This window comes from Paenalcaligenes hermetiae (assembly GCF_039543645.1).
In the GTDB taxonomy this organism is placed as follows: domain Bacteria; phylum Pseudomonadota; class Gammaproteobacteria; order Burkholderiales; family Burkholderiaceae_B; genus Paenalcaligenes; species Paenalcaligenes hermetiae.
In genome coordinates this window covers 1-15,567 of the sequence record NZ_BAABKD010000007.1, presented here as the reverse complement: position 1 = coordinate 15,567, position 15,567 = coordinate 1, and the positions used below count along the sequence as shown (strand labels likewise).

At 47.4% G+C, this 15,567-nt stretch carries 14 protein-coding genes and 1 rRNA gene; 8 read left to right on the top strand and 7 right to left on the bottom strand.

Annotation, left to right across the window (positions count from 1 at the left end; genetic code table 11):
• Positions 1-2: 2 nt before the first annotated feature.
• The gene (gene minE / locus ABD980_RS03895) at positions 3-266 is read left to right on the top strand and encodes a cell division topological specificity factor MinE (RefSeq protein WP_300647673.1); all 264 of its coding nucleotides are present in this window, start codon (positions 3-5) and stop codon (positions 264-266) included.
• Positions 267-328: 62 nt separating this feature from the next.
• Here the strand turns inward: minE and ABD980_RS03890 are convergent, their stop codons facing one another.
• Together ABD980_RS03890 and ettA are read right to left on the bottom strand one after the other, a co-directional pair.
• Entirely contained in the window at positions 329-556 is a 228-nt protein-coding gene (locus tag ABD980_RS03890) for a glycine zipper 2TM domain-containing protein (RefSeq protein ID WP_260649961.1), read from the bottom strand.
• A gap of 138 nt (positions 557-694) precedes the next feature.
• On the bottom strand, positions 695-2,371 hold the full coding sequence (gene ettA / locus ABD980_RS03885; RefSeq protein WP_300647670.1) for an energy-dependent translational throttle protein EttA: 1,677 nt from the start codon (positions 2,369-2,371) through the stop codon (positions 695-697).
• A gap of 85 nt (positions 2,372-2,456) precedes the next feature.
• Between ettA and ABD980_RS03880 the strand changes: the two genes are divergently transcribed.
• Positions 2,457-2,930 (top strand): hypothetical protein, encoded by a 474-nt coding sequence (locus ABD980_RS03880; RefSeq protein WP_300647668.1) that lies wholly within the window; start codon positions 2,457-2,459, stop codon positions 2,928-2,930.
• Here ABD980_RS03880 and ABD980_RS03875 read toward each other — a convergent pair.
• Positions 2,899-3,894, bottom strand: a complete 996-nt coding sequence (locus ABD980_RS03875; protein ID WP_345369761.1) for a glycosyltransferase family 2 protein — start codon at positions 3,892-3,894, stop codon at positions 2,899-2,901. The genes ABD980_RS03880 and ABD980_RS03875 overlap by 32 nt on opposite strands.
• 172 nt (positions 3,895-4,066) lie before the next feature.
• On the bottom strand, positions 4,067-4,195 hold the full coding sequence (locus ABD980_RS03870) for a hypothetical protein (protein ID WP_260649965.1): 129 nt from the start codon (positions 4,193-4,195) through the stop codon (positions 4,067-4,069).
• A 127-nt stretch (positions 4,196-4,322) separates the two neighbouring features.
• Here ABD980_RS03870 and uvrA point away from each other — a divergent pair, with 127 nt between their 5' ends.
• From uvrA to ABD980_RS03855, 3 genes are read left to right on the top strand one after another with little or no spacing between them, the layout of a single operon-like run.
• Positions 4,323-9,890 (top strand): excinuclease ABC subunit UvrA, encoded by a 5,568-nt coding sequence (gene uvrA / locus ABD980_RS03865; RefSeq protein ID WP_345369759.1) that lies wholly within the window; start codon positions 4,323-4,325, stop codon positions 9,888-9,890.
• Between the two features lie 6 nt (positions 9,891-9,896).
• Positions 9,897-11,012: an aminodeoxychorismate synthase component I gene (gene pabB, locus ABD980_RS03860; protein ID WP_345369757.1), complete on the top strand. Its 1,116-nt coding sequence runs from the start codon at positions 9,897-9,899 to the stop codon at positions 11,010-11,012.
• Positions 11,013-11,014: 2 nt separating this feature from the next.
• Entirely contained in the window at positions 11,015-11,653 is a 639-nt protein-coding gene (locus ABD980_RS03855; protein ID WP_345369755.1) for an aminotransferase class IV, read from the top strand.
• On the opposite strand, the gene ABD980_RS03850 is transcribed toward ABD980_RS03855, so the two are convergent.
• Positions 11,650-12,438, bottom strand: coding sequence for a tRNA threonylcarbamoyladenosine dehydratase (locus ABD980_RS03850; RefSeq protein ID WP_345369753.1), 789 nt, complete (start codon positions 12,436-12,438; stop codon positions 11,650-11,652). The two genes, ABD980_RS03855 and ABD980_RS03850, sit on opposite strands and share 4 nt — an antisense overlap.
• 124 nt (positions 12,439-12,562) lie before the next feature.
• Here ABD980_RS03850 and ABD980_RS03845 point away from each other — a divergent pair, with 124 nt between their 5' ends.
• The 3 genes from ABD980_RS03845 (at position 12,563) to purU (ending at position 14,808) form a co-directional block, all read left to right on the top strand.
• A complete protein-coding gene (locus ABD980_RS03845) occupies positions 12,563-13,177 on the top strand; it encodes a gamma-glutamylcyclotransferase (protein WP_345369751.1) in 615 nt (204 codons plus the stop codon).
• 2 nt (positions 13,178-13,179) lie between these two features.
• Entirely contained in the window at positions 13,180-13,809 is a 630-nt protein-coding gene (gene pdxH / locus ABD980_RS03840) for a pyridoxamine 5'-phosphate oxidase (RefSeq protein ID WP_345369749.1), read from the top strand.
• Positions 13,810-13,959: 150 nt separating this feature from the next.
• The gene (gene purU, locus ABD980_RS03835; RefSeq protein ID WP_260649972.1) at positions 13,960-14,808 is read left to right on the top strand and encodes a formyltetrahydrofolate deformylase; all 849 of its coding nucleotides are present in this window, start codon (positions 13,960-13,962) and stop codon (positions 14,806-14,808) included.
• 63 nt (positions 14,809-14,871) lie between these two features.
• Here the strand turns inward: purU and ABD980_RS03830 are convergent, their stop codons facing one another.
• Both ABD980_RS03830 and rrf read right to left on the bottom strand, forming a co-directional pair.
• Complete coding sequence (locus ABD980_RS03830; RefSeq protein ID WP_300647588.1) at positions 14,872-15,234, bottom strand: DUF4870 family protein; 363 nt, start codon at positions 15,232-15,234, stop codon at positions 14,872-14,874.
• 120 nt (positions 15,235-15,354) lie between these two features.
• Positions 15,355-15,468, bottom strand: a 5S ribosomal RNA gene (gene rrf, locus ABD980_RS03825).
• Positions 15,469-15,567 lie beyond the last annotated feature (99 nt).

Here is a 15,567-nt window from a genome sequence, read left to right as displayed (position 1 = left end):
TTATGTCTCTGCTCTCCTTTTTTACGGGCAAGAAAAAAAACACTGCTAGCGTCGCCAAGGACCGCCTACAACTGATTCTTATTAATGAACGCGGCCAAGGTGGGGTCAGTCCCGACTATTTGCCTCGCCTCCAAAAAGAGCTCATTGAGGTCATCTCACGTTACGTCAAAATCGAGCCGAATGACATTCAAGTCAATGTTGATCGACAAGATGCTCTCGAAGTGCTCGAAGTTAAAATCGAGCTACCACCCCACTTGCAAAAATAAATCGTATAAAAAACCCCATCTGGTAACCACCAGATGGGGTGCTTGTCTTGATACCTTGAAGCCTATTGGCGCTTGCCGATTTGGTCACCTACAACGCCACCAATCGCCGCACCACCAACAGTACCCAATACGCTTCCTCCGCTAATAGCCGCACCAGCGACCCCACCTACGCCAGCTCCTGCCGTTGCTCCTTTTTGACGCGAGCTCATACTGTCCCATGTTGAGCAACCCGCCATCACAAAGCACAAAGCAGTAGCAGACAAAGCTTTTAATGTGGTCGATCGTTTCATAATGCACTCCTTAGCATGATTCAATTCCATTACCTTTACCATACCTCTGGCCTACTATAGACTCAAGCCAGTAATTGCATATTTCTGTTAATGGCCGCAAAAAATGTAACAGCCACATAAAGTGGCTGTCTACTAATATTATTTAAGTGGTTTATAACGAATCCGCTTAGGCTGGGCGGCGTCCTCGCCAAGTCGACGACGCTTATCTTCCTCGTATTCCTGGTAGTTCCCGCTAAAGAACTCCACGTGAGAGTCCCCTTCAAAGGCAAGAATATGAGTGGCGATACGATCTAAGAACCAGCGGTCATGGCTGATGACTAATACACTACCGGCGTACTCTAATAGCGCATCCTCAAGCGCACGTAAGGTTTCTACGTCTAGGTCGTTAGAGGGCTCGTCCAAAAGTAAAACATTACCCCCAGAAGCGAGTGTTTTTGCTAAATGCAAACGACCTCGCTCCCCGCCAGAAAGCTTACCCACAATTTTATTTTGATCTGCACCACGGAAATTAAAACGACCAATATAAGCACGAGCAGGGATTTCAAAACGCCCTACTTGTAAAATATCTGAACCGCCTTCGGATATGGCCTCAAAAACAGTTTTATCCGCAGGTAAAGAGGAGCGAGACTGATCTACATAAGCCAACTGTACGGTTTGACCAATTTTAATTTCCCCCTGATCCGGCTGCTCTTGCCCAGCAATCATTCGGAATAAAGTGGACTTACCCGCACCGTTTGGTCCGATAATCCCAACAATGGCACCAGGGGGAATCGTAAAGCTCAAATCATCAATTAATAAGCGATCGCCGTAACCCTTTGAGACGTTTTTAAACTCGATGACTTCATTACCAAGACGCTCTGCCACGGGAATAAAAATCTCTTGGGTCTCATTGCGACGCTGATAATCATGGGAGGCAAGCTCCTCGAACCGATTCAAGCGCGCTTTAGACTTGGCCTGACGACCTTTCGGGTTTTGACGTACCCACTCCAGCTCTTTACGGATCGTACGCTGACGTGCCGACTCTTGAGCCTCCTCTTGCTTTAAGCGATTTTCTTTTTGCTCTAACCAGGAGCTATAGTTACCTTTCCATGGAATCCCATGCCCACGGTCTAGCTCCAAAATCCACTCTGCGGCATTATCTAAAAAGTAACGATCGTGAGTAACAGCTACCACCGTACCCGGGAATTTACTCAAAAACTGCTCTAACCAATGCACACTTTCCGCATCAAGGTGGTTAGTTGGTTCATCGAGCAACAACATATCAGGTTTGGATAACAATAACTGACACAGAGCCACACGACGCTTTTCCCCCCCAGATAGATGCCCAATCACTGCATCCCAAGGAGGCAAACGTAATGCATCAGCGGCAATCTCCATCTGGGTATCCGTGTCATCACTTCCACTTGTGGCCGCGGCGGCAATAATGGCCTCGAGCTCGGCTTGCTCTGCTGCCAACGCATCAAAATCCGCATCGGGTTCAGCATAAGCCGCATAAACCTCATCTAAGCGCTGCCGCGCCTCAAAGACCTCGCCTAAGCCAGCCTCTACAGCTTGGCGCACGGTTTGGTTGGGATCCAACTCGGGCTCTTGAGGCAGGTAACCAATTTTAATCCCGGGCATCGGGATGGCTTCGCCATCGATTTCTTTGTCTACACCTGCCATAATACGAAGCAAGGTGGATTTACCGGATCCATTTAACCCCAATACGCCAATTTTGGCACCGGGGAAGAAAGATAAAGAAATATCGCGTAGAATTTGACGCTTGGGTGGCACAGTTTTGCCAACCCGATTCATGGTGTAAACGTATTGGGCCATAGATACCTAAATAGGATTAATAAGGCTATAAGTACATAGCATCGCAAAAAGCGACTTCATTATATATTGAGAACTGCCAAGCAAAATGACTGATACCCCAGCACTTGTATTTAGTACCGATGACATCGATTTATTAGCCCGTACCGCCGATGCACTCAGTGCCTATTTGGGCAAGCCGGTCTTAGTTGAGCTGGTGGATGCCAGTGAAACCGGTTTTGAATGGGCTATATTTGCTATACCCCTAGATATTAACGAAGATGATACAGATATTCCAGTCGTACAAATTGGTGGGGCTAAAGCTCGCTTATTAGGTAGCCAGGGCGGCTTTAAGGTCAATGAAAATGAAACCTATAGCTGTCGTTTCATGTGGGCAATTCAACGTAGTGATATCGAATCCATCAAGTACATCAAAATTAATCACGAGGGCGACGAAAACGCTTGGGGAGAAACCCTTCAGGAAATTTTGCCCTTTGATTTAAGCACAGACCCACTTGCAGACGAGAACGAAGCGAGTACCCACTTAGCTTTTATGCAACCCGCTTCCGATCAGCGTCACTAGGTCTTCCCCCCATGTGGAGCTTATCTCTCAAAAAAAGCAATAACCCAAATGGGGCTGTCGCTACGACCAAAGCAATAGCCCCTAGCCCATGCAACCGATAGCCATGAGGACGAGCTATGGATTGATCCCTCATGTGTAGTGCAAAGCGTGTATATCTCATACCCGCTTTGATAAACGCCACAGGTTTGTAATGAAACCAGGGCAAGCTATCCACAACCGTATCATAGGCCAACAACCACAATCCTAAAGCATGGGTAGCAGCATTATTTTTTCCTTGTCGAGATAAAGAATCGCTACTATCGTGATACACCCTGTACACCTGATTGACAAATCGTGTCAGATAACCAGCTCGCGCCATGCTCCGCCACACAAGGCTTTCGGGAACAAAACCTTCAATATTCTCTGGAAAAGGAAAGCGCTGCAAAACAGCAGTGCTTAAGCAGCCAAACTTTTCACCGGTTACACCAAACTTGAATTGAATATCTAAAGGGTTAGCATCCAGTACATCGTAAGGATACATATCCCCTACAATATTTCCTTCGGGCGTTTTACATAACCCCGTGACAGCGACAAAACGCTCACGCTCTTTTTGGGGGATCTCTTTCCATGTGCGCGCCATGTCATACAACGCATTGGCTTCTAAGCTATCATCACTATCTAAGGCTACCACCAGTTCACCCTGAGCCATACGCACGCCACGATTAAAAGCCGCTTTTTTATGTTGATTCGGCTGCCAAACATAGTGGATAGGGAAAAGGACTTCTTGTTGCCACTGCTGAATGCGTTTTTTTGTATGATCTGTGGACCCGTCATCCACGACCACCCACTCGAAATCTTGAAATGTCTGCTCGCATAGCGATTCATACACACGTTGTAACGTATGTGCTCGATTATACGTTGGCGTTAAAATCGTAAACTGATAACGCCACGCTGGGGGAACATAGGAGGCAGATCTCCAAGGCATTAACGCAAATCTCCTCAAAAACAACAAATTCACAGCAGTAATTCATCATAGACGAAAAAAAACCACAGATCATAAATCTGTGGTTTTTATTGCCTTAATTACAATTGGTAGTTGTTTTTTATACGTTGCTTAAACACGACAACAAAAACTGTTACCCTTGTTTTTAGTGTAATTAAGCACGCTTCACTTTTTCAAGCATTTTAAAAACGCTTTTGGGGGAACGTGCATATAAGCGTTTAAAAGCTTTACCTAAGCAGCGACGCTCTAGGGTGTTGCGGCTTGTGCGTTTGATTTCAGCCATGAAACTCTCCGATACATAAACAAAGCTAAGAATTATACAAGTAACCTTAGCTACACATACAATAGATTTTAGCTCATCCCATCTTATATACCAAATATCTATTTTTTCAGCTCCTCACGCTATTACTATGAGTTCTCAAATTCGCATTTTCGGCGCGCGCCAAAACAATCTCAAAAACCTGAATGTGCATTTTGATACAGGAAAAATCACTGTACTAACTGGTGTATCCGGTTCAGGCAAATCCTCTCTGGCCTTTGATACGCTCTATGCCGAAGGGCAGCGTCGTTATGTGGAAACATTTTCTCCTTATGCCCGCCAGTTTTTGGATCGCATGGATAAGCCCCAAGTCGATCGTATCGAAGGAATTTTACCGGCTATTGCTATTGACCAAGTAAACCCCGTACGCAACTCGCGTAGTTCCGTTGGCACCATGACAGAGCTCAATGACTACTTCAAGCTCCTCTATGCCCGACTCAGCCACCTTCACTGCCGACAATGCGGTCAACCAGTTCACGCCGAAGATGCACAGCGTGTCGCTCAAACCTTAAAAAAGCGCTGCTTAACGCAAGATCCTCGTTTGGTTATCACTTTTGCTGTGGATGTACCAAGTAATTTCAGCGAAGAAGAAATCAAACAATTTTTAGAGCAACAAGGCTACACTCGCCTGCACGAACCACAGCACACGTCCTCAAAAAAATCTAAATCAGCCACCCAACGTTTATACGTTATTCAAGATCGTTTCCGCTTAAGCCGTGCTGAGCCTAGCCGTGTGATGGAGGCCCTAGACGCCGCCCTACATTATGGCAATGGCCATCTTAGTGTGTTTGCTCTGGATGAGGAAAAAAAAGAGCAGGAGTGGTCTTTTAGCGCCGGCCTTCACTGTGCTACCTGCGATATTGATTACAGTGCCCCTCAACCCAGCACTTTTTCTTTTAACTCCCCATTGGGAGCCTGTGAAACATGTAAGGGTTTTGGGCGTGTGATGGGAATTGATTACGGTTTAGTTATTCCTGACGAAAGCAAAAGCTTACTCGAAGGCGCCATTAAACCATGGCAAACCGACTCAAACCGTGTGCACCAAAAAGACCTAGAGCGGTATGCGAAACAAGCTGCTATTCGTTTGGCGGTACCATGGCAGCAGCTTAGTCAAGCAGAAAAAGACTGGGTGATTTACGGTGACCCCGAGTTTAAAGGTGGAGCACGTGCTTGGAAGCAACAGTGGTACGGTGTCGCTCGCTACTTTGACTGGCAAGAAACCCGAGCCTACAAAATGCACGTCCGTGTCATGCTATCTAAGTATCGCAGCTATACCACTTGCCCCAGCTGTCGGGGCTCGCGATTAAAAGCCGATGCTCTATTGTGGCGGTTGGGTCAACACACGCATGCCCATGATCCACAACCCTATACCCGCTTTATGCCCGTAACAGCAGAATGGAGCCAAGAGCAACTCAACCAGATGCCAGGGTTGCATATTCATGACTTAATGCGGCTTCCTATCGAATCGGTACGCACCTTTTTCCAACAGCTCCGTTTTGATGGTGAGCTTAACGCCGCCACCCAGCTCTTACGAGAGGAGATCAACACCCGACTTGGTTTTTTATGCGAGGTAGGCCTTGGCTATTTATCCTTAGACCGCCAAAGCCGCACCCTTTCTGGGGGTGAGGTTCAGCGCATCAACCTTACCACCGCTTTGGGCACATCATTGGTCAACACGCTGTTTGTTTTAGACGAACCCTCTATCGGCTTACACCCACATGATATGCACCGTATCGTCCAGATCATGCAACGCCTACGTAATAATGGCAATACGCTCGTCGTTGTAGAGCATGATCCGCAAGTCATGGTGGCCGCCGATCGCATCTTAGACATTGGGCCTGGGCCAGGTAAGGCTGGGGGGCATATTTTATTCGATGGCTCACCAGCAGCACTACGCCACGCCTCTACTCTCACCGGAGACTACCTCAGTGGTAAAAAGCAAATTACCGCTCCGCACCCTCAGCCGGTAAAAACGACTACACCGCGCTTAACTCTTACTGGCGTGCGTGCCCATAATCTCAAAAATATCACGGTGGATTTTCCATTAGAGCGCCTCGTTTGTGTCACTGGCGTCTCTGGCTCTGGTAAATCCACCCTTATCCAAGATGTTTTATACCCAGCCTTACTTAAACATTTTGGCGAGGCTACCGAAGCACCTGGCGATTTTGATTGCTTAGTCGGTGCGGATCAAATAGCCGAAGTCGTAATGGTAGATCAATCCCCTATTGGTCGCACCGCTCGCTCTAACCCGGCTAGTTATGTCGGTGCCTTTGATGCCATACGTAAGCTCTTTGCCCGCGCCCCTTTAGCCATAGAGCGCGATTATAAGCCTGGCACATTTAGCTTTAATAGTGGCGCAGGACGATGTCCCACTTGTGGGGGCACAGGCTTTGAGCATATCGAAATGCAGTTTTTATCGGATGTTTACTTACGCTGCCCCGATTGCGATGGTAAGCGTTTCCGCCCCGAGATATTAGAAATTCGCCTAGAGCATTTAGGCCGAAACGCATCCATTGACGAGGTCTTAGACATGACCGTTGATGAAGCCATCGATTTTTTTGCCGGCTTACAAGATGTGCAGCGAGGCTTAGCACCTCTTGCTGATGTGGGCTTGGGGTATTTAACTTTAGGGCAGCCGGTTCCCACCCTTTCTGGTGGCGAAGCGCAACGCTTAAAACTGGCAGGCTATTTAGCCGAAGCCGCAAAAAGCCGCTTAAGCCGCGCTAAAGTTGTAAAAAAAGGAAAGCTGTTCCTATTTGATGAGCCCACGACGGGTTTGCATTTTGATGATATTGCTAAACTCATGCAAGCCTTTCGTAAACTCTTAGCCGCGGGACACTCGCTCATTGTCATTGAACATAATCTAGATGTGATCCATGCTGCAGACTGGGTGATCGACCTAGGCCCATATGGGGGTACGGCTGGGGGAGAAGTTGTGGCATGCGGTACCCCACAAGCCCTATTAGAGAACACTCACTCCCTAACTGGAAATGCTTTAAAAACCTATCAACAGCAACTTATCGGCACAACCATAGAAACGGAAGTTACCGAACCAGCTCTCCCCTATAATGCCAATGCGCATCCTGCCATTCAAATTCTTAATGCTCGTGAACACAATTTAAAAAACATTCAGGTATCAATCCCTAGGGATACATTTACCGTAATTACCGGTGTATCCGGCTCTGGCAAATCCACCTTAGCCTTTGATATTTTATTTAACGAGGGACAGCGACGTTATTTGGAGTCACTTAATGCCTATGCGCGCTCCATTGTCCAACCTGCTGGCCAACCCGACGTAGATGCCATTTATGGTATTCCCCCTACCGTAGCCATTGAGCAACGCACAAGTCGAGGCGGCTATAAGTCTACCGTCGCTACCACAACAGAAATCCACCATTTTTTGCGTTTACTCTACGTCAAACTCGGCACACAAATGTGTCCAGCTTGCCATGTTCCTGTGCAACCCCAAAGCCCCGAGCAAATTACAGCACAATTACTCCGAGACTATAAAAATCAAACTATTCACATCTATGCACCCCTTATTGTGGCGCGCAAAGGCTACTATACCGATTTAGCAAAATGGGCTCATACCAAAGGCTATACTCACCTACGCGTGGATGGGGAGCTTCTGCCAACCGATGCTTGGCCACGTTTAGATCGTTACCAAGAGCATAATATAGAGTTACCGATCGCTGACATTTTAGTTCGAGCTAAAGATGAACAATCGTTACGCCAAGCCATCCATGATGCATTACTACATGGACAGCAAAACATATTGATTGTGCATCAAGATACAGAGCTACGCCTATCTACAGCACGTGCTTGTCCAAACTGTGGTTGTAGCTTTCCCGAACCGGACCCCCGCCTTTTTTCCTATAACTCTAAACACGGCTGGTGCCACAGTTGTTTTGGAACCGGTGTCAGTTTAAGCGGCTTTGATGCAGAGCAAAGTGGTGAGGAAAGTAAATGGTTACCGGATGAAGACGAAACCTCCACCGAAAACAAATGCCCTAGTTGTCATGGACAACGCCTAAATCCGGTTGCACTGGCTTTCCGCTGGCATGATCAAGGCATTGCAAATTTGTCGGCTTTATCGATCGATGATGCTAAGCATTTTTTTCAACAGGTACAACTCAGCCAACGCGAACAAGAGATTGCTCGTGACATACTGAGCGAAATTCAAAACCGCCTCGCTTTTTTACAAGAAGTGGGTTTAGGTTATTTACATTTGGATCGAGCTGCTCCCACCCTATCGGGTGGCGAAGCTCAACGTATTCGACTCGCCGCTCAATTAGGTTCTAATCTGCAGGGCGTCTGTTACGTCTTGGATGAGCCAACCATCGGTTTACACCCACGAGATAACCGTATATTGCTCCAAGCTCTACAGCGCTTGGAACGCAACGGTAACACCCTTGTGGTGGTAGAGCACGATGAAGATACCATTCGTCAAGCCAGCCATATTATTGATATTGGACCCGGTGCAGGAATACGTGGTGGCCAAGTCGTTGCACAGGGCACTTTAGAAGATATTATGCAAAATCCTGACTCACTGACAGGACGCTATCTAAAACATCCCATATCGCACCCCATGCAAGACTACCGACCCGTGACCGACTCGACCCCCGCGCTGCTGGTAGAAAATGCACATCGCCACAACCTACAAAATGTCACCGCTCGTATACCTTTAGAGCGACTTACGGTCGTAACAGGTGTCTCTGGATCAGGAAAATCCACCTTTGCCCGCGAAGTTCTTTTACACAACCTTAAACAAAAACTCGCTCAACCCGAGCAATATATATGGCAATACTGTGAGCGTATACTTGATTGGGAGCAAGTCGATCGCGTACTCGAGGTCGATCAAACACCCATTGGTAAAACCCCACGCTCTTGCCCAGCAACCTATGTCGGGTTTTGGGATGATATTCGTAAGCTCTTTGCACAAACACGCGATGCAAAACTACGTGGCTGGAATGCTTCTCGTTTTTCCTTTAATACCGGTGATGGACGTTGCGCTGAATGTAACGGCCAAGGACTCGTAACCTTTGAAATGAGCTTTTTGCCGGATATCAAAATCCCGTGCGAGCGTTGTCATGGGCAACGATTCAATGACGATACGCTACACGTCAAATGGCAAGGTAAACACATCGGCGAAGTTTTACAAATGGAAGTGGATGAAGCCGTCGAGTATTTTGCTTCTCACCCACGTATTTTACGCCCTCTGCAACTACTGCAAGATGTTGGCTTAGGCTATTTAACGCTGGGCCAACCATCGCCCACCCTATCCGGCGGCGAAGCCCAGCGGATTAAACTGGTCAGCGAACTCAGTAAAGTTCGCCTTGACGAAGGCCTACATAAAACAGGGCGAGCCTCCCGGCAGCCACACACTTTATACGTACTCGATGAGCCTACAGTAGGGCTTGCTATGGCCGATGTGGAAAAACTCCTGCGGGTACTTCACCGACTTACAGACGCCGGACAAACTGTAGTTGTAATCGAACATAATTTAGACTTAATCGCTGAAGCAGATTGGGTTATTGATATGGGACCCGAAGGCGGTATCCATGGTGGGCAACTTGTAGTTGAAGGGAATGTCCAGACCGTGCAAAATACCTCTTCCTCACATACCGGCCAAGCCCTCACCGCGTTTTTGCAGTCCTAATCCATTATGTTTTGTCGTTTTGAAAACCGTCTGGAGCAAACAGCTTTAACTTTTGCTCAACCTACCACCAAAATCACCGCCTACAATGCGGCAGATTTAGAACAGGCCTGGCGCCGCATTGATACGGCTCACCAGGCCGGCCATTGGGTAGTCCTTGTTTTAAACTATGAGCTGGGAGCGCATCTACTCGCTCTCCCATTTGCTCGCCCCAGCACTACACCTTTACTTAGCGCCTATGTTTTTGCGCAAGCTCACTACACCACACCATGGTTAGCACACCCCTCATCACCAATATCCTTAGAGGCGCAAGCAACCATACGGCGTCACGACTACCTAAAACAAGTCGAATCCATCCAGCGCGGCATTCGCGAAGGCTTGTTTTATCAAATCAACCACACTATTCCTATACAAATCCAATCAACAGCTACCCCGCAACAACTTTACACTCAACTGGCAACAGCACACCCAGTGGAATATGGAGCCTATCTCGAGGATGGTGAGCGCTGTATTCTGTCTTTTTCACCTGAGCTTTTTGTACGGCGGCAAGACAACACGCTTACTGTCAAACCCATGAAAGGCACGGCTGCCAGACATAACGACCCCGCCCGAGATCAAGCCGCCGCACATCAACTGCGTCATAGTGCCAAAGACATTGCAGAAAACATCATGATCGTGGACTTACTACGTAATGATCTAGGCCGCATTGCAGATACCGGCTCCGTTCAAGTTCGCCAATTACTCAATGTCGAAGCCTATCCTTCCGTTTGGACGATGACCTCTACCATCGAGGCCACCACCTCTCATCACTCCTTAGCACATTTACTCACCGCTCTTTTCCCTTGTGGCTCGATTACCGGCACCCCTAAAATAGCCGCGATGCAATGCATCCATGAACTTGAACAACGCGAGCGGGGCATCTATTGTGGAAGCTTAGGTTGGTTAGCTCCCAATGGAGACCTACAGCTGAACGTGGCTATACGTACCATAGAGTACACCTCTAAGCAGCACGCACAGTTTGGGGTAGGCGGGGCGATTGTGATTGACTCCGACCCATATCAAGAGTGGGAAGAATGCCTTTGGAAAGCGCGTGTACTAGGCACCCCTATTTCCTATGAGGAATAAGTATGCATAAGCGCTCCCCTGACTTTTGCTTAATTGAAACTATGCGTTTAGAGCGTACTGGGCAAGTTCTACGTCTAGCGTTGCATTTACAACGACTACGGCGCTCTGCGCAACAATTGGGGTTTAGCTATGAGCATAAAGCTATTCTACAAGCCTTAGCCCCCTCGATGCGGCGTCGCTACCACTCAGCCCAGCGCTTACGTCTTAGTCTGGCTTATAACGGTGCCATCTCTATACAACAGGCACCTCTTACCCCCACGGCAACGCCTGTGCTCCTGCGCTTGTCTCCTTTTTCAGCGCAGCCCCAGCCCCTTTTCTTACGTCATAAAACGGATGCGCGTCACCACTGGCACACAGGGGAGCAATTCCTTGCCCAACACCCAAACTATTTTGATGTCATCTATTACGATCAACACGGCTATTTAACCGAAGGGACACGTACGAATATATATCTATGGACAAATGGGCAATGGGTAACACCACCCGCCACCCAAGACTTATTAGCCGGCGTACAACGACAATATCTCATCAATAAAGGCTGGGTACAAGAACAACCCATTCACTACCAACAGCTTCTGCCCTCTAGCCGATTACGCGTTTCTAATGCTCTGCGTGGCTGGCTAGATGCTACCCTTTACTAAAAAAGAAGATAATCAAGTGCTGCCTGTGCTGCCGCAAACCCCATCGGGGCCGTTACGGTCACACTCGACCCATACCCCGCGCAGGATAAGCCTTGGGGTGTCATGATCTGATTCTGCCACGCGGCAGGCATCACGGCATTCTCCTCTACCCACAATACATCTACCCCCATTTTAGGGATACGTGTTTTGGCGGTGACCTTTTCGGCTTTGACCCTAGCAAAACCATGCTCCTTACGTAAGCGCGAACGCAGCTTTGCTAGCATGGCATCATGCGTAGCCTGAGACAAGTCTCCTCGTTTTAACGCTAAAGGATTACGCTTTCCGCCCGCTGCTCCACAAACTATCAGTTTAATTTTTTGTTTTTTCGCCGCTAGTATCATAGCAATTTTGGCATCGGCCTGATCCGTACAGTCAATCAATACATCAGGCGAGCGCTGCAAATAATCATAAATATTAGCCGCTTCAACAAAATCATCAATAAGCTCCACCTGACAATGAGGATGAATGTCCAAAATGCGCTGCCGCATGGCTTCGATTTTAGATTGCCCTATTGTGGAACCTAAGGCTGGTAACTGCCGATTAATATTCGACTCACTGATGTGATCCATGTCGATAAGCGTAAGACGCCCCACTCCGCTACGCGCCAAAGCCTCCACACACCAGCTCCCTACCCCACCAATGCCCGCCACCATGACATGAGCGGCCAGCAAATCACTTAATCGTCCTTCTCCGTATAAGCGATTTAATCCACCAAAACGTCGCTCCAGCTGTTCTTGCTGCACCACTATATATTCCTTATATGATTTCGCTAATGCTTAATCCTAAGTTTATACTTTAGGTAATAAGCACATAGCACACAAACACATCAAATACGCTATGTTAATCTTTTTGACTTAACGCTGTATCGCAATGACCGTTTTTACCTCGCCACCTGCTGCACACCATTTTAAAAAACTCACGCCAACGGAGCTAGAGCATTCCATGTGGCAAAGCTTAACTCACTGGGATCAAAAAAGTGACGTCTGGGTGTTTGCTTACGGCTCACTTATTTGGCGCCCAGATTTTGAGTATGTAGAGCAACGAGCAGCTACTCTACACGGTTACCACCGTTCGCTTTGCTTATGGTCACGGATCAACCGTGGTACCCCTGATACGCCCGGTGTGGTTTTTGCACTCGATCAAGGCGGAAGCTGCGAAGGCATCGTCTATCGTATTGCGGCAAATCAGATAAAGCACATTTTTCCAACTTTATGGCAACGCGAAATGCCTAGTGGAGCGTACAATCCTAAATGGGTAGATTGTTACCTGGATCCGCATACTGTGGTCAGTGCACTGGCTTTTGTCATTAACCCCAATACCGATGCCTATGTACCCACCATGCCCTTGGAACAACTACGCCAAGTCATTCATGCTGCACATGGTTTAAATGGGCCGTGTATTGAATATGTGCTAGAAACGGCCCATGCTTTAAAAAAAGCAAACATTGCAGACCCAAAACTTGAACATCTTGTGCAATATTTATAATTATGAGCCTTGCCGACTTCCGTAACGAATACGATAAATTCGATTTACCAGAACACCAGCTCACAGCGCACCCGCGCGATCTTTTCCAGCGTTGGGTAGATGAAGCCATTCGTCTTCAAGCCCCCGAGCCTACCGCCATGAGCTTATCAACTGTAAGTAGCGATGGGATGCCTAGCTCTCGTATTGTTTTGCTCAAAGGCTTCGATGAGCACGGTGTGCAATTCTATACCAACTACGAATCCCGTAAAGGCCAAGACCTAAAACAAAACCCAAAAGCTTGTTTACTTTTTTTCTGGCCCACACTGCAGCGACAAATTCGCCTAGAAGGACAAGTCCAGAAAATGCCAGCTGCGCTTTCCGCTGCCTACTTCAATAGCCGTCCCTTACCCTCACGCATTAGTGCCATGGCCTCTCCCCAAAGCCAACCCATCACTCGTGCCGAGCTCGAGCAGCGCAGCGATGCCCTTAGCAAGCAGTACGGAGACAATCCCCCCTGTCCTGAATTTTGGGGTGGCTATTACCTCCAGCCCGAGCGCATTGAATTTTGGCAAGGTCGAACCTGTCGTCTACATGACCGCTATCTCTACCAAAAACAAGAGCAAGGCTGGTCTATCCAACGTTTAGCACCATAACTCATACTCATCAGACAAGCTTGTTTCTGCTATGTAAAACCCTTCGCTTAATTAGGCAGCACACGGCACATGCGTTAAAATTAAATTTTGTGTAAAAGGCTAAATCCATCCTATATTAGATGGGTTTAGCACTTTTTATTTTGAGGCAAAATGAACGATTACATCTTAACCATTTCCTGTCCAGACACCACAGGAATTGTGCACTCGGTAACAGGCTGGCTCTTAGAACGACAAGGTAATATTGTAGAAGCAGAGCAATTTGGTGACGCCGAAACCCAACGCTTTTTCTTACGTATCCACTTTAGCCTACCTCAAGCAAGCCAGGTCCAGCAGCTCCAACAAGCTTTTGCTCCCATCGCTAGCCAGTATCAAATGGATGCGCATATTTACGATGCTCAACAAAAAGCGCGTGTTCTATTATTAGTTAGTCGCCAAGGGCACTGCTTAAATGATTTGCTCTTTCGCACTCATGCAGGACAGCTTCCCATTGAAATCGTTGGTGTGGTCTCTAACCACACAGACCATGCCTCGCTAGCAGCATCGTATCAGGTACCTTTTCATCATTTACCTGTTACTCCAGAAACCAAAGCTACTCAAGAAAAGCAGATTCTACAACTTGTCGATGAACTCCAAGTGGATTTAGTCGTTTTAGCACGCTACATGCAGATTTTGTCTCCTGAAATGTGTCGGGCTTTATCTGGGCGTGCCATCAATATTCACCATAGTTTCTTACCCAGCTTCAAAGGTGCGCGCCCCTATCATCAAGCGCATGCTCGTGGCGTAAAAATTATTGGTGCAACCGCCCACTATGTCACAGAGGACTTAGACGAAGGCCCTATCATTGAACAAGATATTGAGCGCGTCAGTCACGACATGAGTCCTAATGAGCTTACACAAGTCGGAAGCGACGTCGAATCTCTCGTCTTAGCCCGCGCTGTTAAAGCGCATGTAGAACATCGCATTTTCTTAAATGGACAACGTACCGTAGTTTTTAAGTAAGCTCATATACTCTTGCCCTAGCAAAAAGGCATCATGATCATGATGCCTTTTTATTTATTCTAATTACTCTAAAGAAGGAGTTTGATTTTCAAACAATGCAAACCAACCCTTAGCTATACGATAAATCAGCCAAACAAAAGCCATTACACCGGTTAACCAGCCAATAAAAATCACCAATAGCATAGCGCTTAGGCCTATCCACAAAACGCCCCACCAAAAGGTTTTAATCAGCCAATCAAAATGCGTAGCGTAAACAGTACCTGCTACATCACTACGTTTATAATATGCCACCACAACCGCAGCAATCATTGCCGCACCAAACACAGGAGCTCCGATTAGGCCAAGCAAAAATACTGCATATAAGGCATGCGTAAGATGCTTAGGAGAAAGGCCAGATTGTGGTTCAGGCATAGTAGATTGGGACATGCGTTCCTCCAAATGCTAAATAAATCAGACTGCTATAATTAGCCTATTCTACCTTGTTTAAAAGCACACAGGCATAAAAAAACCCCCATCGGATCACCGATGGGGGTTTTTGGTATAAGAGCTTGACGATGACCTACTTTCACAGGCGTACGCCCACTATCATCGGCGCTAAGGCGTTTCACTGTCCTGTTCGGAATGGAAAAGGAGTGGGTCCACCTTGCTCTGGTCGTCAAGCGGTAACTGGTCGATACGGGGTGGGCAGCACCACGTATCCAATCTGGGAAAAAGCACGAACTGATCAAGATCAGTTTTGATATGTATTCGTTTTATGGG

Bases quoted from the DNA above. Each gene is read 5' to 3' on its own strand.
- uvrA (WP_345369759.1), top strand. From the start codon at position 4,323: ATGAGTTCTCAAATTCGCATTTTCGGCGCGCGCCAAAACAATCTCAAA.
- pabB (WP_345369757.1), top strand. From the start codon at position 9,897: ATGTTTTGTCGTTTTGAAAACCGTCTGGAGCAAACAGCTTTAACTTTT.
- purU (WP_260649972.1), top strand. From the start codon at position 13,960: ATGAACGATTACATCTTAACCATTTCCTGTCCAGACACCACAGGAATT.
- minE (WP_300647673.1), top strand. From the start codon at position 3: ATGTCTCTGCTCTCCTTTTTTACGGGCAAGAAAAAAAACACTGCTAGC.
- ABD980_RS03855 (WP_345369755.1), top strand. From the start codon at position 11,015: ATGCATAAGCGCTCCCCTGACTTTTGCTTAATTGAAACTATGCGTTTA.
- ABD980_RS03890 (WP_260649961.1), bottom strand. From the start codon at position 556: ATGAAACGATCGACCACATTAAAAGCTTTGTCTGCTACTGCTTTGTGC.
- ABD980_RS03845 (WP_345369751.1), top strand. From the start codon at position 12,563: ATGACCGTTTTTACCTCGCCACCTGCTGCACACCATTTTAAAAAACTC.
- ettA (WP_300647670.1), bottom strand. From the start codon at position 2,371: ATGGCCCAATACGTTTACACCATGAATCGGGTTGGCAAAACTGTGCCA.
- pdxH (WP_345369749.1), top strand. From the start codon at position 13,180: ATGAGCCTTGCCGACTTCCGTAACGAATACGATAAATTCGATTTACCA.
- ABD980_RS03875 (WP_345369761.1), bottom strand. From the start codon at position 3,894: ATGCCTTGGAGATCTGCCTCCTATGTTCCCCCAGCGTGGCGTTATCAG.
- ABD980_RS03880 (WP_300647668.1), top strand. From the start codon at position 2,457: ATGACTGATACCCCAGCACTTGTATTTAGTACCGATGACATCGATTTA.
- ABD980_RS03870 (WP_260649965.1), bottom strand. From the start codon at position 4,195: ATGGCTGAAATCAAACGCACAAGCCGCAACACCCTAGAGCGTCGCTGC.
- ABD980_RS03830 (WP_300647588.1), bottom strand. From the start codon at position 15,234: ATGTCCCAATCTACTATGCCTGAACCACAATCTGGCCTTTCTCCTAAG.